Origin of the sequence: Rahnella sp. JUb53, from assembly GCF_004346065.1 — a bacterium.
GTDB lineage: Bacteria > Pseudomonadota > Gammaproteobacteria > Enterobacterales > Enterobacteriaceae > Rahnella > Rahnella variigena.
The window spans coordinates 30843-47887 of record NZ_SLYT01000006.1; the positions used below are offsets into that span (position 1 = coordinate 30843).

Annotated in this window: 16 protein-coding genes; 9 read left to right on the forward strand and 7 right to left on the reverse strand. The window is 49.2% G+C overall.

The genetic code is table 11. The features are described 5' to 3' along the window. Positions 1–517: 517 nt before the first annotated feature. Entirely contained in the window at positions 518–1126 is a 609-nt protein-coding gene (locus EC840_RS15085; RefSeq protein WP_132965960.1) for a thymidine kinase, read from the forward strand. A 144-nt stretch (positions 1127–1270) separates the two neighbouring features. Here the strand turns inward: EC840_RS15085 and adhE are convergent, their stop codons facing one another. Continuing rightward, positions 1271–3940: a bifunctional acetaldehyde-CoA/alcohol dehydrogenase gene (gene adhE / locus EC840_RS15090; protein WP_120161392.1), complete on the reverse strand. Its 2670-nt coding sequence runs from the start codon at positions 3938–3940 to the stop codon at positions 1271–1273. A 533-nt stretch (positions 3941–4473) separates the two neighbouring features. Here adhE and EC840_RS15095 point away from each other — a divergent pair. The 6 genes from EC840_RS15095 (at position 4474) to oppF (ending at position 12039) form a co-directional block, all read left to right on the forward strand. Further along, positions 4474–5118 carry a YchE family NAAT transporter gene (locus EC840_RS15095; protein WP_112288824.1) on the forward strand — a complete coding sequence of 215 codons (645 nt, stop codon included), beginning with the start codon at positions 4474–4476 and terminating at the stop codon, positions 5116–5118. Between the two features lie 1178 nt (positions 5119–6296). Continuing rightward, the gene (oppA, locus tag EC840_RS15100) at positions 6297–7937 is read left to right on the forward strand and encodes an oligopeptide ABC transporter substrate-binding protein OppA (RefSeq protein WP_112288825.1); all 1641 of its coding nucleotides are present in this window, start codon (positions 6297–6299) and stop codon (positions 7935–7937) included. A 186-nt stretch (positions 7938–8123) separates the two neighbouring features. Next, positions 8124–9044, forward strand: coding sequence for an oligopeptide ABC transporter permease OppB (gene oppB, locus EC840_RS15105; RefSeq protein ID WP_112288826.1), 921 nt, complete (start codon positions 8124–8126; stop codon positions 9042–9044). Positions 9045–9059: 15 nt separating this feature from the next. Next, complete coding sequence (oppC, locus tag EC840_RS15110) at positions 9060–9968, forward strand: oligopeptide ABC transporter permease OppC (RefSeq protein ID WP_112288827.1); 909 nt, start codon at positions 9060–9062, stop codon at positions 9966–9968. A gap of 11 nt (positions 9969–9979) precedes the next feature. Then, positions 9980–11005: an ABC transporter ATP-binding protein gene (locus tag EC840_RS15115; protein WP_232829873.1), complete on the forward strand. Its 1026-nt coding sequence runs from the start codon at positions 9980–9982 to the stop codon at positions 11003–11005. A gap of 29 nt (positions 11006–11034) precedes the next feature. Further along, entirely contained in the window at positions 11035–12039 is a 1005-nt protein-coding gene (gene oppF / locus EC840_RS15120; protein ID WP_112288864.1) for a murein tripeptide/oligopeptide ABC transporter ATP binding protein OppF, read from the forward strand. A 77-nt stretch (positions 12040–12116) separates the two neighbouring features. On the opposite strand, the gene EC840_RS15125 is transcribed toward oppF, so the two are convergent. Together EC840_RS15125 and cls are read right to left on the reverse strand one after the other, a co-directional pair. Continuing rightward, positions 12117–12440 (reverse strand): HI1450 family dsDNA-mimic protein, encoded by a 324-nt coding sequence (locus tag EC840_RS15125; RefSeq protein WP_112288828.1) that lies wholly within the window; start codon positions 12438–12440, stop codon positions 12117–12119. Between the two features lie 80 nt (positions 12441–12520). Next, the gene (cls, locus tag EC840_RS15130) at positions 12521–13981 is read right to left on the reverse strand and encodes a cardiolipin synthase (protein ID WP_129639836.1); all 1461 of its coding nucleotides are present in this window, start codon (positions 13979–13981) and stop codon (positions 12521–12523) included. A 299-nt stretch (positions 13982–14280) separates the two neighbouring features. Here cls and EC840_RS15135 point away from each other — a divergent pair, with 299 nt between their 5' ends. Next, complete coding sequence (locus EC840_RS15135; RefSeq protein ID WP_101076905.1) at positions 14281–14463, forward strand: YciY family protein; 183 nt, start codon at positions 14281–14283, stop codon at positions 14461–14463. Here EC840_RS15135 and EC840_RS25535 read toward each other — a convergent pair whose 3' ends face one another. From EC840_RS25535 to EC840_RS15145, 3 genes are all read right to left on the reverse strand, one after another. Beyond that, positions 14464–14709: a YnfU family zinc-binding protein gene (locus EC840_RS25535; protein ID WP_310503040.1), complete on the reverse strand. Its 246-nt coding sequence runs from the start codon at positions 14707–14709 to the stop codon at positions 14464–14466. A gap of 41 nt (positions 14710–14750) precedes the next feature. Beyond that, positions 14751–15065 carry a zf-TFIIB domain-containing protein gene (locus EC840_RS15140; protein WP_112288830.1) on the reverse strand — a complete coding sequence of 105 codons (315 nt, stop codon included), beginning with the start codon at positions 15063–15065 and terminating at the stop codon, positions 14751–14753. A 163-nt stretch (positions 15066–15228) separates the two neighbouring features. Beyond that, positions 15229–15525 carry a YciI family protein gene (locus EC840_RS15145; protein WP_112288831.1) on the reverse strand — a complete coding sequence of 99 codons (297 nt, stop codon included), beginning with the start codon at positions 15523–15525 and terminating at the stop codon, positions 15229–15231. Positions 15526–15738: 213 nt separating this feature from the next. On the opposite strand from EC840_RS15145, the gene EC840_RS15150 reads away from it, so the two are divergent. Further along, the gene (locus EC840_RS15150) at positions 15739–16470 is read left to right on the forward strand and encodes an energy transducer TonB (RefSeq protein WP_112288832.1); all 732 of its coding nucleotides are present in this window, start codon (positions 15739–15741) and stop codon (positions 16468–16470) included. An 88-nt stretch (positions 16471–16558) separates the two neighbouring features. On the opposite strand, the gene yciA is transcribed toward EC840_RS15150, so the two are convergent. Beyond that, positions 16559–16999: an acyl-CoA thioester hydrolase YciA gene (gene yciA, locus EC840_RS15155; RefSeq protein WP_013575935.1), complete on the reverse strand. Its 441-nt coding sequence runs from the start codon at positions 16997–16999 to the stop codon at positions 16559–16561. Between the last annotated feature and the right edge of the window lie 46 nt (positions 17000–17045).

The window sequence follows — 17045 nt, forward strand, 5'->3', positions numbered from 1 at the left end:
GCAAATGGTGAATGTGTCATGCAAAATATAGGTAGGACATTTCACACTATTTATCTGAGGTCTATAACCCTAATTTCAATACACGCTTAAGCGCTATTGTTGCAATGTGTAAGTCGTTTTATAAGCATGCGATTGTTCACATAATTAAAGAAGAAGTGTAGATAACTAATGTAGGGGCAGGGGAAATGGGGGGAGGCCGTATCGCAAAAGCATACTCAAATTTTTACTTTTATGAGCTTCTACCCAGCCAGATATTGTATAGACAAACCCATTATGCGGCCCTCTGGTATATAAGATGAGCCATGTCAGGGAGTATTGTCGTCTAACGATTACGGATTATCGGCTATTGCATTTATAAATTTTGATTGTAAGTTTCTGTGATTTTTTCAAATGTAATGATTCTTTGAACCGTCCCCGATAACTGTGCCAGAGGGGTGTGGTTATAGATTGTCAGGCTTGTGGTACAATCCACGCCGAAAATTTATGCCATCCATTTACATTATGGGGTCACTCCTTCATGGCTCAGCTTTATTTCTATTACTCGGCGATGAATGCCGGTAAGTCTACTTCGCTATTGCAATCTTCATATAATTATCAAGAACGTGGTATGCGCACGCTGGTGTTAACAGCAGAATTAGATCATCGTTTCGGCGTCGGTAAAGTCAGCTCCCGAATCGGTTTATCCTCGCCGGCAGAGCTCTACAATAAGGACACTGAACTTTTTAATCTGATAGCCCAGGAGAATCGCTTACAGCGTCTGAGCTGCGTTCTGATAGATGAATGCCAGTTCCTCACTAAGGCGCAGGTATCCCAGCTCACTGACGTTGTGGACGATCTGGATGTGCCGGTACTTTGTTATGGCCTGCGGACCGATTTTCGTGGTGAACTTTTTGAGGGCAGTGAATATTTGCTGGCATGGGCGGATAAACTGGTTGAGCTGAAAACCATTTGTCACTGCGGGCGTAAGGCTAACCGTAACCTGAGGCTGGATGAGAAGGGTAACGCCCTGCATGATGGCGCACAGGTCGTTATAGGCGGTGACGAAAGCTATGTATCTGTCTGCCGTAAGCACTACAAAGAAGCCATGGCGGCGTTTGATACCACGGTCGAAGCTAAACCAGAGTAAATCTGCAAAGTATTTACAGAGGTTTTTTGGCTTTTATCTTCAAAGCCATTCTCAAATTTTCCCTCATTTATCCTGAATCCATAAAAAAACCCGCTTTTCAGCGGGTTTTTACTTTCTGATTTTAGCTATCAGAAACTCAGCAGATTATTTTTTGCTGGTTTTCTTTTCAGCTTTAGGAGCAGCAACAACAACTTCTGCTGCCTCTTCTTCGCTGAATTCGCGGCCGTAGAAAGTATCCATCAGAATCTGTTTCAGTTCAGAGATCAGCGGGTAACGTGGGTTAGCACCGGTACACTGGTCATCGAACGCATCTTCAGACAGTTTGTCTACTTTCGCCAGGAAGTCAGCTTCCTGAACGCCTGCTTCACGGATAGAGGTTGGGATACCCAGCTCCGCTTTGATTTCATCCAACCAGGTCAGCAGTTTCTGAATTTTCTGTGCAGTACGGTCACCGGCAGCGCTCAGACCTAAATGGTCAGCCACTTCTGCGTAGCGACGACGCGCTTGTGGGCGGTCATACTGACTGAAAGCAGTCTGTTTAGTTGGGTTGTCATTGGCGTTGTAGCGGATAACGTTAGAAATCAGCATTGCGTTAGCCAGACCGTGTGGAATATGGAACTCTGAACCCAGTTTATGGGCCATTGAGTGACAAACCCCAAGGAAGGCGTTAGCGAACGCGATACCCGCAATAGTTGCCGCATTGTGAACACGCTCACGTGCTACCGGATTTTTAGCCCCTTCGTTGTAGCTGGCTGGCAGGTTTTCTTTCAGCAGTTTCAGTGCCTGCAGAGCCTGACCGTCGGAATATTCGTTAGCCAGTACAGAAACGTAAGCTTCCAGTGCGTGAGTCACAGCATCCAGACCACCGAAAGCACACAGTGATTTAGGCATGTTCATCACCAGATTAGCATCAACGATAGCCATATCAGGTGTCAGCGCATAGTCAGCCAGTGGATATTTCTGACCAGTTGCATCATCGGTAACAACCGCAAAAGGAGTCACTTCTGAACCAGTACCGGAAGTGGTGGTGACGGCGATCATTTTCGCTTTCACGCCCATTTTCGGGAATTTGTAGATACGTTTACGGATATCCATAAAGCGCAGCGCCAAATCTTCGAACTGAGTGTCCGGATGTTCGTACAGAACCCACATGATTTTAGCGGCGTCCATCGGTGAACCACCACCCAGCGCGATAATGACGTCTGGTTTGAAGGAGTTCATTTGCTCAGCACCTTTACGAACAATGCTCAGCGTTGGGTCAGCCTCTACTTCAAAGAACACTTCTGTTTCAATGCCGTGGCTTTTCAGAACGCTGGTGATCTGATCTGCATAGCCGTTATTGAACAGGAAACGGTCAGTGACGATGAATGCGCGTTTTGCTCCATCAGTAGCCACTTCTTCCAGTGCGATTGGCAGTGAGCCACGACGGAAGTAAATAGATTTTGGAAGTTTATGCCACAACATGTTTTCTGCTCGCTTCGCTACAGTTTTCTTGTTGATCAAGTGTTTAGGACCGACGTTTTCAGAGATGGAGTTACCACCCCATGAACCGCAACCCAGCGTCAGAGAAGGAGCAAGTTTAAAGTTGTACAGGTCACCGATGCCACCCTGAGAAGCCGGGGTGTTGATCAGGATACGTGCGGTTTTCATTTTGTTGCCAAAATAGTTCACACGTTCTGGTTGGTTGTCCTGGTCTGTATACAGGCAAGAGGTATGGCCGATACCGCCCATTTCTACCAGTTTCTCAGCTTTAGCAACCGCGTCTTCGAAGTTCTTAGCACGGTACATCGCGAGGGTAGGGGACAGTTTTTCGTGTGCAAATGGTTCTGATTCGTCAACAACGCTGACTTCACCAATTAACACTTTAGTATGAGCTGGCACTTTGATGCCGGCCATTTCGGCAATTTTAGTCGCTGGCTGGCCTACGATAGCCGCGTTCAGGCCACCATTTTTCAGAATGATATCTGAAACAGCTTTCAGCTCTTTGCCTTGCAGCATGTAGCCGCCGTGCGATGCGAAACGTTCACGAACAGCGTTATAAGCAGAATCAACCACGATGATGGACTGTTCAGACGCACAGATTACGCCATTATCGAAGGTTTTGGACATCAGCACGGAAGCAACAACACGTTTGATATCTGCAGTTTCATCTACAACGACCGGGGTATTACCTGCACCCACGCCGATTGCTGGCTTACCGGAGCTGTAGGCTGCTTTAACCATGCCCGGACCACCGGTTGCCAGAATCAGGTTCAGATCCGGGTGGTGCATAAGTTGGTTAGAAAGTTCTACACTTGGTTCATCAATCCAGCCAATGATGTCTTTTGGCGCACCGGCAGCGATAGCAGCCTGCAGAACGATGTCTGCCGCTTTGTTAGTCGCGTTTTTAGCACGTGGGTGTGGAGAGAAGATAATACCGTTACGTGTTTTCAGGCTGATAAGCGCTTTGAAAATCGCAGTGGAAGTGGGGTTGGTAGTTGGGACGATACCGCAAATCAGGCCGATGGGTTCAGCGATAGTGATGGTACCGAAAGTGTCATCCTGGCCCAGGATGCCACAGGTTTTTTCGTCTTTGTAAGCATTGTAGATATATTCGGAGGCGAAGTGGTTTTTGATCACTTTGTCTTCGACAATACCCATTCCGGATTCTTCAACGGCCAGTTTGGCGAGCAGAATACGAGAATCGGCAGCAGCCAGAGCGGCGGCAGCGAAAATCTTATCTACTTGTTCCTGACTGAAGTTGGCATATTCGCGCTGTGCCTTTTTGACTCGCGCAACGAGTGCGTTTAGTTCAGCGACATTTGTTACAGCCATGATGCTCTCCTGATAAAGTTAAACTCTTTTAGTAAATAACTTGCCAAAGACTAGTATAGACCTGCTATCAGTCACCGTGAGAAACTAATTAACTCTATGATTCTCAAGGTGTTGTCTTTGTCTCTTTATTTGCTTAAAGAGCTTCCAGTAGTGAAGCACGTAAGGTAGTAGATAACTCCTCATTCAACGTGGCTTGACGAATATTTGTTCTGCAAACTACCGTCGAGTGACTATGCACAAAGCTTACCTATTTGTAGGCAGACGTAATTTGATCTGGATCACTAAATACCGAAGCTGACACCTTTCAGCAGTAGTTTATTGAGAATAATTATCAAATTAGCCCGTGGATAATACAGTTTTGTATCTAAAGTTATCAATAAAAAAACTGATTTTTAACAAAAGTCTTATCCACTGCCTTTATTTGGAAATCTGGTGATAAAAACTATGAAACGGCGTGGCGCCTTTACTGCGATTCCAGTACATTAGCGCCCATCAAAACCTTCATCTACCGGCGTAACTGTGCGGAGTTCTGCGTGAGCCAATCTTTATTAGATTTTTCTGGTTATATCAAATTCTTTGTCGGGCTGTTTGCACTGGTCAATCCTGTGGGGATCTTGCCCGTGTTTATCAGCATGACCAGCTATCAGGCGGCGGCAGGGCGTAACAAAACCAATATGACGGCCAACCTGTCTGTTGCCATTATATTGTCGACTGCGCTGTTCCTCGGCGATGCAATTTTGCACCTGTTTGGCATTTCCATTGATTCATTCCGTATCGCCGGCGGGATCCTTGTGGTCACTATCGCCATGTCGATGATCAGCGGAAAGCTCGGGGAAGATAAACAGAACAAGCAGGAAAAGTCAGAAACAGCGATCCGCGAAAACGTCGGTGTAGTTCCGCTGGCGTTGCCTTTAATGGCAGGACCCGGTGCAATCAGTTCAACAATCGTCTGGAGTTCGCGTTATCACAGCTGGCCAAACCTGTTGGGTCTGACTGTTGCTATCATGTTCTTCGCCTTCTGCTGCTGGCTGCTGTTCAGGGCGGCACCTTTACTGGTGCGTCTGCTGGGGCAAACCGGCATTAACGTCATCACCCGTATTATGGGATTGCTGCTGATGTCACTGGGCATTGAATTTATTGTGACAGGTATAAAAGCGATTTTCCCGGGCCTTCTTTAATCAATTAGCGGCCGAATTATCACGAAAATACTCAGGTGTTTTCGTGATAATTATCACTTCCACTTATAATCGAATGCCTTATTATAGTGCAGCTAATGACTTAATTCAGAGCGATTGCACCCTAATGTGGCGCAAACCCTCGTCTCACTCCTCTTTTCAATCCAAGTCCTCATTTCTTTAAATAAACTTAGCTAATTATTCGCTAATTACTGGCGTTTATTGCCCGTATTGACGTTAATTTGCCCACATCATTCTGTAAGGCTTGTGCAGGCTGTATCGAGATGTTATTAGTGTTAACACAGCAGTTAACAGGTGTTTATTCTTATAAATCTAACAATGTTAACTGATTGTGTCAGGCGAGTTCTTGAACAGTCTCCGGTAGGGCTTTGATGAGTAATTTCGCCATAAAGATTCTTTAAATCAGCGAGTTAATGCTGTTTTCTGCTCTCTGCCTGACTGACCTGTTGTAAAGACTGTTACGAGTAAAAGAGAATTGCGTAACAAATTTGCAAAATTTATTGGCGCGCGTAACAGGGTTCTGATAATTTTCAAATCGCCTTCAAAAATGGATTTTTGTTTAGAGCAATGCTCCTGGTGAGCACGATTCTTGCTAGTGCGAAAAAGATTGAAGCCATTTTATTTGTTTTTGGAGAGTGTCGTGTCGCAATGCTTACTGCAAATTTATCCTCATGTGTTTTCTGCAAAAAGAAAACCGGGCATAACGTTGACGACATCAAACCGCCTTATGCTGAATTTTTATGATCAGCTAAACAAATCTTCAGATCTTCTTCTTATTAATTTGATGGCTCGCATTTAACCGCGAAGGATTTTCTGTCGCCTTAAGTCGGGTGAATAAGAAAATAATATTGTTAAGTGCAGGAATAACAGTATGTGATTGCCTGGTTCGCCACAGAATTCTTTTTGTCGCGCACGGGGTGAATCAAATGGAGGGAGATCATCCTTAACGATCTCAGAAACCGCAAGGCGATTAACAGCCAGAGGTTTAACGGACTTACCAGGTAACACATGCAGTAGTAGGGGACAGCCATCTGCGGGTGGTAACTACATGGGGCTTTTCATGAGCAATTCGTTCCTGCTCATGAAATCCGTTGACCCAGCAAGGGTTTATCTTGCACCCAGGCGTGCAAGTTCATAATAAAAACTGGAGTTGAATAAAAATGACCAACATCACAAAAAAAAATCTGCTGGCTGCCTGCATTATGGCTGCGGTTGGCGCGGTGTCAGTGAATAATGCATTTGCAGCCAATGTGCCAGCAGGTGTCACTCTGGCAGCCAAACAAGAACTGGTTCGTAACAACGGCTCAGAAGTTCAGTCTCTCGACCCGCATAAAGTTGAAGGCGTACCAGAATCCAACGTTATCCGTGATTTGCTCGAAGGCCTGGTGAATACCGACAGTAAAGACGGCAGCGTTATTCCTGGCGTAGCAACCAGCTGGGAAAACAAAGATTTTAAAGTCTGGACCTTCCACCTGCGTCCTGAAGCTAAATGGTCCAACGGTGACCCTGTGACCGCCGCTGATTTCGTTTACAGCTGGCAGCGTCTGGCAGATCCTAAAACCGCATCTCCTTATGAAAGCTACCTGCAATACGGTCATATCGAAAATATTGATGACATCATCAGTGGTAAGAAAAGCCCTGATACTCTGGGTGTGAAAGCCATCGACGACCATACCCTGCAAGTGACCCTGACCGAACCTGTTCCTTATTTCGTAAAAATGCTGTCTCACACCGCGATGAAGCCGGTAAACAAAAGTGTTGTTGAGAAGTTTGGCGACAAATGGACCCAGCCAGAAAACTACGTGAGCAACGGCGCATACAAACTGAAAGCCTGGACCGTCAACGAACGTATTGTCCTGGAACGTAGCCCGACTTACTGGGATAACGCAAAAACTGTGATCAACCAGGTAACTTACCTGCCAATTTCTTCGGAAGTAACTGACGTTAACCGCTACCGCAGCGGCGAAATCGACATGACTTACAACAACATGCCGATCGAACTGTTCCAGAAACTGAAGAAAGAAATCCCAACCGAAGTTCACGTTGACCCGTACCTGTGTACTTATTACTACGAAATCAACAACCAGAAAGCGCCGTTCACTGATTCACGCGTTCGTGAAGCACTGAAACTGGGCCTGGATCGCGATATCATCGTGAACAAAGTGAAAGCACAGGGCGACCTGCCAGCTTACGGTTACACCCCTCCTTATACCGATGGTGCGAAACTGACTCCGCCAGCCTGGTTCAAAGAGACTCAGGAACAACGTAACGAGCAGGCTAAAAAACTGCTGGCCGAAGCAGGTTACACCTCTGCTAAACCTCTGACTTTCGATCTGTTGTACAACACGTCGGATCTGCACAAGAAACTGGCTATCGCTGCCGCCGCTATCTGGAAGAAAAACCTGGGTGTTGACGTGAAACTCGTTAACCAGGAATGGAAAACCTTCCTGGACAGCCGTCATCAGGGCAACTTCGATGTGGCACGTGCTGGCTGGTGTTCTGACTACAACGAACCTTCTTCCTTCCTGAACACCATGCTGTCTGACAGCAGCAACAACACCGCTCACTATAAGAGCCCGGCGTTTGATAAAGACATCGCGGATACTCTGACAGTGAAAACTGATGAAGAGCGTGCGGCGCTGTATCAGAAAGCAGAAACCCAGCTGGATAAAGACTCTGCCATTGTTCCTGTTTATTACTACGTGAACGCGCGTCTGGTGAAACCATACGTTGGCGGTTACACCGGTAAAGATCCGCAGGACAACGTCTACGTGAAAGACTTGTACATCATCAAACACTAAGTCACGGATATCAGAGCAAGGCATCCCCGAGCTGCCTTGCTCATCCTATTTTGATGAAGGTAATGTTTTTATTCCGGATTTCGGGATGAAAACAAAGAGCCACCACGGCGACGATCATTTGATGATCGCCGTGAACAAGCCAAAACTATAAAGCTGTAGTGACAGGCTTAGAAACAGGTACGGGCAATGTTAAAGTTTATTTTACGCCGCTGTCTGGAAGCGATTCCGACGCTATTCATTCTGATCACCATTTCATTTTTTATGATGCGTCTCGCACCGGGCAGCCCTTTTACGGGTGAGCGTAATCTCCCGCCAGAAGTGATGGCAAACATTGAGGCCAAATATCACCTCAATGACCCTATGTATAAGCAGTACTTCCACTATTTAGAACAGCTGGCGAAAGGCGATTTCGGCCCGTCGTTCAAATATAAAGACTATACCGTTAATGATCTCGTCGCGGCCTCGTTCCCGGTTTCAGCGAAACTCGGTCTGGCGGCATTTATCATGGCGATTGTGTTTGGTGTGAGTGCGGGCGTTATTGCTGCCCTGAACCAAAATACCAAATGGGATTACACGGTAATGGGCATAGCGATGACCGGGGTGGTCATACCCAGTTTCGTGGTGGCGCCGTTACTGGTGCTGATATTTGCGATTACGCTGAAATGGCTGCCTGGTGGTGGCTGGAACGGTGGTGGCGCAAAATATATGATCTTGCCAATGGTGGCGCTGTCTCTGGCGTATATCGCCAGTATCGCGCGTATCACCCGTGGCTCAATGATCGAAATTCTGCATTCCAACTTTATCCGTACAGCACGTGCCAAAGGTTTGCCACTGCGCCGCATCATTTTGCGTCACGCACTGAAACCCGCGTTGCTGCCGGTATTGTCCTACATGGGACCGGCCTTCGTGGGTATCATCACCGGTTCGATGGTCATCGAGAGCATTTTCGGATTGCCAGGTATTGGCCAGCTGTTTGTTAACGGTGCATTAAACCGTGACTATTCACTGGTTCTGAGCCTGACCATTTTAGTGGGCGCATTGACTATTTTGTTCAATGCGATCGTCGACGTGCTTTATGCCGTCATCGACCCGAAAATCCGTTATTAATGCCGGAGTACGTCAATGATGTTAAGTAAGAAAAATAGCGACGTCGTCGAAAACTTCAGCGAGAAACTGGAAGTTGAAGGCCGCAGTTTGTGGCAGGATGCGCGACGCCGCTTTATGCACAACCGCGCCGCGGTGACCAGCCTGATCGTCCTCGCGTTCATCGCCTTGTTTGTGACTTTCGCGCCAATGTTATCGCAGTTTGCCTACGATGATACTGACTGGAATATGATGTCAGCTGCCCCTGATATGGCTTCCCATCACTTCTTCGGTACAGATTCTTCAGGCCGTGATTTGCTGGTGCGCGTGGCGATCGGCGGGCGTATTTCCCTGATGGTTGGCGTGGCGGCAGCGCTGGTTGCAGTGATCCTCGGTACGCTTTACGGGTCATTGTCCGGTTATCTGGGCGGTAAAATTGACTCCGCGATGATGCGTCTGCTGGAAATCCTCAACTCCTTCCCGTTCATGTTCTTCGTCATTCTGTTGGTGACCTTCTTCGGACAAAACATCCTGCTGATCTTCGTGGCGATCGGGATGGTGTCCTGGCTGGACATGGCGCGTATCGTGCGTGGTCAGACCCTTAGCCTGAAACGTAAAGAATTCATCGAAGCGGCGCTGGTGAGCGGTGTGAATACGCGCAATATCGTGTTGCGTCACATTGTTCCGAACGTACTGGGTGTCGTAGTGGTGTATGCATCGCTGCTGGTACCCAGCATGATCCTGTTCGAATCCTTCCTGAGCTTCCTCGGCTTAGGGACACAGGAGCCGCTGAGCAGTTGGGGCGCGTTGTTAAGTGATGGCGCCAACTCGATGGAAGTTTCACCTTGGTTACTGCTGTTCCCGGCAGGCTTCCTGGTTGTAACTCTGTTTTGTTTCAATTTTATCGGCGATGGCTTGCGTGATGCCCTCGACCCGAAAGATCGTTAAGGAGTGCAACCATGAGCACCATTGAACATTCCACTTTTGCATCGCCCGCTGCGGTTGACGGCAAAGCACCTCCGATCCTGCTGGATGTGCAAGACCTGCGCGTGACTTTCGAGACGCCTGACGGTGACGTGACCGCGGTAAATGACCTGAACTTTGACTTACGTGCCGGTGAAACGCTGGGCATCGTGGGCGAATCAGGCTCCGGTAAATCACAGACTGCATTTGCCCTGATGGGACTGCTGGCCAGCAACGGCCGCATTGGCGGTTCTGCGAAATTTAATGGCCGCGAAATTCTGAACCTGCCGCAACAACAGCTCAACAAGCTTCGTGCAGAACAAATATCTATGATTTTCCAGGATCCGATGACCTCTCTCAACCCGTACATGCGCGTGGGTGAGCAGCTGATGGAAGTCCTGATCCTGCATAAAAAAATGAGCAGTCGTGAAGCGTTTGAAGAATCTGTACGCATGCTGGACGCGGTGAAAATGCCGGAAGCCCGCAAGCGTATGAAAATGTTCCCGCATGAGTTTTCCGGCGGTATGCGCCAGCGTGTAATGATCGCGATGGCCTTATTGTGCCGACCAAAATTGCTGATTGCTGATGAACCAACGACCGCACTGGACGTTACTGTTCAGGCGCAGATCATGACGTTACTTAATGAGCTGAAAGCCGAGTTCAACACCGCCATCATCATGATTACCCATGATCTGGGCGTTGTGGCCGGTATCTGCGATAAAGTGCTGGTGATGTATGCTGGCCGTACCATGGAATATGGTCGTGCGCGCGATGTGTTCTACGATCCGTGTCATCCGTATTCTATCGGCCTGCTGAACGCGGTTCCGCGTCTGGATGCCGAGGGCGGGGCGATGCTCACCATTCCCGGCAATCCGCCAAACTTGTTGCGCCTGCCAAAAGGTTGTCCTTTCCAGCCTCGCTGCCCGCATGCGATGGATATCTGCTCCTCGGCTCCGCCGCTTGAGCGTTTCGGTGATGGTCGCCTGCGTGCCTGCTATAAGCCGCTGGAGGAACTGGTATGACTGACAATACAGTAATGAACAGCGCGGCAATGAACACAAACGCACCTGAGAAAAAGGTCCTGCTTGAAGTGGCGGATCTCAAAGTCCATTTCGATATCAAAGACGGCAAACAGTGGTTCTGGCAGCCATCAAAAACCCTGAAAGCGGTTGATGGTGTCACGCTGCGCCTGTATGAAGGTGAAACTCTGGGTGTTGTAGGTGAATCCGGTTGCGGTAAGTCGACTTTCGCCCGTGCGCTGATCGGTTTGGTAAAAGCGACCGATGGCCGCGTAGCCTGGTTAGGCAAAGATCTGCTCAATATGTCTGATAATGAGTGGCGCCAGACCCGCAGCGATATTCAGATGATTTTCCAGGATCCGCTGGCGTCTTTGAACCCGCGTATGACTATCGGCGAAATTATTGCCGAGCCGCTGAAAACCTATAATCCGAAAATGCCTCGTGCTGAGGTCAAAGAGAAAGTGAAGGCAATGATGTTAAAGGTCGGGCTGCTGCCTAACCTGATTAACCGTTACCCGCACGAATTCTCCGGCGGTCAGTGTCAGCGTATCGGTATTGCCCGCGCCCTGATCCTTGAACCGAAACTGATTATCTGTGATGAACCGGTTTCTGCTCTGGACGTTTCTATTCAGGCGCAGGTTGTTAACCTGTTGCAACAGTTGCAGCGCGAAATGGGCTTGTCGCTGATTTTCATCGCGCACGATCTGGCAGTGGTGAAGCACATTTCTGACCGTGTCTTGGTGATGTATCTGGGACATGCGGTCGAACTGGGAACTTATGATGAGGTGTACAACAATCCTCAGCATCCGTATACCCGTGCCCTGATGTCTGCGGTGCCCGTGCCGGATCCGGATAAAGAGCGCAACAAGACCATTCAGTTGCTGGAAGGGGAGTTACCTTCGCCGATCAATCCGCCATCAGGCTGCGTATTCCGTACCCGCTGCCCGATTGCCGGGCCTGAATGTGCGATCACCCGTCCGTTGCTGGAAGGCAGCTTCCGCCATGCGGTATCCTGCCTGAAAGTCGATCCGCTCTGATACATACTCTCAGACGGAAAGCATAAAAAAACCTGCCAATGGCAGGTTTTTCTTTTCTGTTAAGCGCCTCTCCTAAATCACTCCTTCCAGAGGATATGACAGAGCTTATGATCTTTCTCACGGCACAACAGGACACGGGCAAAGATATCATTAATCGGCTGATCTTCAGCGTCAGCCAGACCAATCACCACTTCCGCGAAGAAGTCAGGATTCAGATCGTAATCCACATGCTCAACCCAGTCTTCTGCGGGATCATATAATTCAGCGCCGCCGCGTTCTTCAAATTGCAGATTGAAGATCAGGATATCCGCTGGATCCAGATTATCTCCGGCCAGTTCCAGAAAGATGTCGTAGGCTTGTTCAAGCGTTTCGTCTTCGGTCAGGCGATTATTCAGGTCCATATCATTCTCGTTTACAAATAAGTGTGTTCAGGCTGAAACCAGCCGGTACTGAGCGTATTACATCATGCCTGACGCGGCTTTTACAGCAGCGGACTGAAAAAGTAGAACAAACGTTCAACGATGCGATGCCAGAAAGGCCGCTTAAGCCATGCTTCGACATCCAGCAGATGCGAACGGGCAATGTAATCTTCCTGCACACGACCCAGATCGTCACCGAATCCGGCGTCATCAATGACCAGCGTTATTTCAAAATTCAGCCACAGGCTCCGCATATCGAGATTCACGGTACCAACCAGACTGAGCTGACCGTCGACCAGAATACTTTTGGTATGCAGCAGGCCATCTTCGAACTGATAAATCTTTACACCCGCTTCCAGCAACTCGCCAAAGAAGGCTTTACTGGCCCAGTCGACCATCATTGAATCGTTCTTCATGGGCAGAATGATACTGACATCGACTCCGCGCTGAGCTGCCGTACAAATGGCGTGCAGCAGGTCATCACTTGGTACCAGATAAGGCGTCGTCATCACCAGCTGTTCGCGGGCGGAATACGTTGCGGTCAGCAGCGCCTGGTGGATCATATCTTCCGGGAAGCCCGGACCGGAGGCGATTACCTGAATGGTATGACCGCTTTCCTGCTCGAACGGCATCTGATTCAGATCCGGTTCCGGTGGCAGAATGCGTTTGCCGGTCTCAATCTCCCAGTCGCAGGAATACACAATGCCCATGGTCGTGGCGACCGGGCCTTCCATACGCGCCATCAGGTCCACCCACTGACCGACGCCAGCATCCTGCTTGAAGAAACGCGGATCGACCATATTCATGCTGCCGGTGTACGCGACATAGTTGTCGATCAGCACCACTTTACGGTGCTGGCGCAAATCCATACGGCGCAGGAATACACGGAATAAATTCACCTGTAACGCTTCGACCACTTCGATACCGGCGTTGCGCATCATGGCGGGATAAGGGCTGCGGAAGAAGGCCACGCTGCCTGCGGAGTCGAGCATCAGACGGCAATGAATACCACGGCGTGATGCGGCCATCAGGGACTCAGCGACCTGATCCACCAGACCGCCAGGCTGCCAGATATAGAACACCATTTCGATGTTGCTGCGGGCCAGTTCAATATCGCGCATCATGGCTTTCAGCACGTCGTCACTGGTGGTCAGCAGTTGCAGCTGGTTGCCTTTGACGCCCGCAATGCCCTGACGGCGTTCACAAAGCTGGAAAAGAGACGCCGCAATTTCACTGTTTTCTGTCGCGAAAATACGTTTACAGTCTTTGAGATCATTCAGCCAGCGCGCCGTGGAAGGCCACATGGCTTTAGCACGCTCTGCGCGTCGTTTGCCTAAATGCAATTCACCAAACGAAAGATAGGCAATGATGCCGACCAGAGGAATGATGTAGATGATCAGCAGCCATGCCATTGCGGAAGGAACCGCCCGGCGTTTCATCAGAATACGCAGGGTGACGCCGGCAATCAGTAACCAGTAACCGAAAACCAGAAGTCCGCTGATTACCGTATAAAATGTTGTCATAAAGGCGAAAAATCCTGTTCGCAAGCCATCGGCGTGAGTGTACGTGAAAGGGGCATTCTTTTAACTAACTTTATCCCAGCAATCAATCAGCTACCTCTTAAATCTGTATCCGCTCAATAAAAATGTCACTGCTCTGACATCAAGGTTAGACGATAACGGGGAAGAAGGAAAAAACAAGACTTGGATCACAACGTCATCGGCCTATAATGACCTCCGCAGTTTTTTCCGCTTAAGACACTTTCTGTAAAAGAAACTCTTCCGTTAAAGAAGCAGTGACGGGCATCACGGGACACAAGTGAATGAAACGCAGTAAAAATGAAGTTGGCCGGTGGCGTATGCTACGCCAGACTCAGCGCCGCAGAAGCCGCTGGCTGGAAGGTCAGTCAAGACGCTATCGTCACATCTACCGCATTCGCCAGATCCACCATCAGCAGCACCAGCGTTTGTCATTATATGCCGTAAATTACGAATGGAATTCCTGATTAGCGGGATTTAGGCTGAAACAGCGCGCCACATTTTTTGCAAACCAGCGTCGAGTTTTTGCGTACTTTTGCAGTCATCTGTTCTGAAACGTAACCACATTCAGGGCATGTGACCTTCGTGGTCGTACTGGTTAGAAACTTCAATCCGTCGAAGAATGACATAGGACGTACCTCGTGGGCAGGGGTAGGCATCCTAACACAGAAGCGATGAAAGCAATGTGACGACATTCGGGGAAATCGCGCCATGACGCATTAGTCATGACGCGTGAGTTTTTAGCGGGCAGAAATTAGTCGAACAACTCAGAAAGAAAACTCTTCTTTTTATACGGCTTATGCGACGAGTAATGACCCCGGTTATCGTAATTGCCATGATGGCGAGTGTCGTCCCGGCGGTCGCGCTCGTCATAACGTACAGGCTGAGGCCGTTGCTCCTGAGGAGCTTGTACCTGTGCCGCCTGTTGTAGCGCGGCGGACTTCTCGATGATTTTATCCAGCTCACCGCGATCTAACCAGACGCCGCGACAGTCCGGGCAATAGTCGATCTCGATCCCCTGACGTTCAGACATCACCAGCTGGCTTTCTTTGCATACAGGACATTGCATATCCGGTTCTCCATTCGCTTTTGATAAAAATTGCGCAGGTAAATTATTGGCTATCCGGAGAGTTAGACAATCAACTAGCGTAAGCAAAAGTAAAGTTGATTAAAGCAGGAGAGAGGACAGGGCACAGGGAACGACGGGCAGCCCAAAGACTGCCCGAGAAATATCAGAATACGCGTTTGAACGGTTTGACGGTGACTGATTTATAGACGCCAGCGGCGACATAAGGGTCTGCATCGGCCCACACTTTGGCGTCATCGAGCGTTTCAAATTCAACAATCAGTACGGAGCCGGTCATTCCGGCAGCGCCCGGATCTTCACTGTCGATGGCCGGAGTCGGGCCGCCGATCAATACGCGGCCTTGCTCCTGCAATTTTTTCAGGCGTTCGATGTGCGCAGGGCGGGCAGCGGCACGTTTCTCCAGTGAATCCGAAACATCTTCAGAATAAATAACGTAAAGCATGAGTCACCTTTAATTGGGTTTTATAGAGCGATTTGCAGCATTCAGGTGCTGCCAGAGCGTTTTGCAGAATTAACATAGCTAAACCTGAAGTCCGGGGAAAGTGCTTTGCGTAGGATCAAAGCAAAGGTTATTTGAGAATAGTTGTCATCTCGGTGTTGAATATGATTGCTATTTACATTTAAACTTGCGGCTTCACGGGGAAAATGAATCATTATGCCGCTAAAAAAGTTTAGATTTATCCGCAAGGTTACGATTCCGGTTGCGCTTGCTGTCAGTTTGCATGTCGCTGTTATCGCCGGCGTTTTGTATATGACAGTCGGTGAGTCGATCAAATTGCCGACGCAGGAACAAAAGGTGATGAGCGTGACGATGGTCAATCCCGCTGACTTTGCGCCACCTCCGCCGCCGCCTCAGGCTGAACCGACGCCACCTGAACCCGAGCCTGAGCCGGAAGTGGTGCCTGAGCCGCCACCTCCGCCAGAAGCCGTGGTGATCCCTGAACCACCGAAACCCAAACCGAAGCCGGTTAAAAAACCCGTGGTGAAACCGAAGGTTAAGCCTGTTGAACGTCCGGTAGAAAAACCCACGCAAACGGTGCAAACCGCGCCGGTGACCAGCAATCAGCCGGTAAACAAACCGTTCAGTCAGCCGCCAGCGTCAACCAATGCAAAAAGTGACAGCGGGCCACGTCCGCTGCAACGCGGGCAGCCTGGTTACCCGGCACGTGCTTTGGCCCTGCGTATCGAAGGTCGTGTACGTGTGCAGTTTGATGTAGACAGCGACGGTCGCGTGCAGAATATCCGCGTGTTGTCAGCCGAACCACGCAACATGTTTGAGCGTGAAGTGAAGCAGGCGATGAACAAATGGCGTTATGAGCCTAAAGCGGCGAGCAACCTGATTGTTAATCTGGTGTTCAAAATCAAAGGCGGCAGCAGTGTGGAGTAACACCTGCTGCGGATTCTGACGTTCAGCACAATAAAAAAGGTCGCCCCTCGAGGCGACCTTTTCGTTTTTCAGCGTTTCAGGAAATCACTCAGTCCTGAGAAACACCGTCTGAATCAACGCTGAAATTACTGCGTCCATCCGGCAACTGACGTGATTTGCCTTCGTCATCCACGGCGACATAGGTAAAGACCGCTTCAGTGGCTCTGTAACGCTGTCCGATAGGCTCAGAAGAGACTTTCTTCACCCAGACTTCAACATTGATGGTAATCGAGCTGTTGCCGGTACGGATACAACGGGCATAACAGCACACCACATCACCGACCGCGACCGGCTTGAGGAATGTCATGCCATCAACGCGAACCGTCACGACGCGACCTTTAGCGATTTCCTTCGCCTGGATCGCACCGCCCATGTCCATCTGTGACATCAGCCAGCCGCCAAAAATATCACCGTTTGCATTGGTGTCAGCGGGCATAGCCAGCGTACGCAACACCATTTCACCATTGGGTAAGCTATGTTTTTCGTTCATGTATTGGGCTTCACACTGTCAAAAGATTAAGGCCTTTCAAAGAAAG

Excerpts from the sequence above, each read along its gene's own strand:
- EC840_RS15085 (WP_132965960.1), top strand. The coding sequence starts at position 518 with ATGGCTCAGCTTTATTTCTATTACTCGGCGATGAATGCCGGTAAGTCT.
- adhE (WP_120161392.1), bottom strand. The coding sequence starts at position 3,940 with ATGGCTGTAACAAATGTCGCTGAACTAAACGCACTCGTTGCGCGAGTC.
- oppA (WP_112288825.1), top strand. The coding sequence starts at position 6,297 with ATGACCAACATCACAAAAAAAAATCTGCTGGCTGCCTGCATTATGGCT.
- oppB (WP_112288826.1), top strand. The coding sequence starts at position 8,124 with ATGTTAAAGTTTATTTTACGCCGCTGTCTGGAAGCGATTCCGACGCTA.
- oppC (WP_112288827.1), top strand. The coding sequence starts at position 9,060 with ATGATGTTAAGTAAGAAAAATAGCGACGTCGTCGAAAACTTCAGCGAG.
- EC840_RS15115 (WP_232829873.1), top strand. The coding sequence starts at position 9,980 with ATGAGCACCATTGAACATTCCACTTTTGCATCGCCCGCTGCGGTTGAC.
- oppF (WP_112288864.1), top strand. The coding sequence starts at position 11,035 with ATGAACACAAACGCACCTGAGAAAAAGGTCCTGCTTGAAGTGGCGGAT.
- EC840_RS15125 (WP_112288828.1), bottom strand. The coding sequence starts at position 12,440 with ATGGACCTGAATAATCGCCTGACCGAAGACGAAACGCTTGAACAAGCC.
- cls (WP_129639836.1), bottom strand. The coding sequence starts at position 13,981 with ATGACAACATTTTATACGGTAATCAGCGGACTTCTGGTTTTCGGTTAC.
- EC840_RS15135 (WP_101076905.1), top strand. The coding sequence starts at position 14,281 with ATGAAACGCAGTAAAAATGAAGTTGGCCGGTGGCGTATGCTACGCCAG.
- EC840_RS25535 (WP_310503040.1), bottom strand. The coding sequence starts at position 14,709 with ATGGCGCGATTTCCCCGAATGTCGTCACATTGCTTTCATCGCTTCTGT.
- EC840_RS15140 (WP_112288830.1), bottom strand. The coding sequence starts at position 15,065 with ATGCAATGTCCTGTATGCAAAGAAAGCCAGCTGGTGATGTCTGAACGT.
- EC840_RS15145 (WP_112288831.1), bottom strand. The coding sequence starts at position 15,525 with ATGCTTTACGTTATTTATTCTGAAGATGTTTCGGATTCACTGGAGAAA.
- EC840_RS15150 (WP_112288832.1), top strand. The coding sequence starts at position 15,739 with ATGCCGCTAAAAAAGTTTAGATTTATCCGCAAGGTTACGATTCCGGTT.
- yciA (WP_013575935.1), bottom strand. The coding sequence starts at position 16,999 with ATGAACGAAAAACATAGCTTACCCAATGGTGAAATGGTGTTGCGTACG.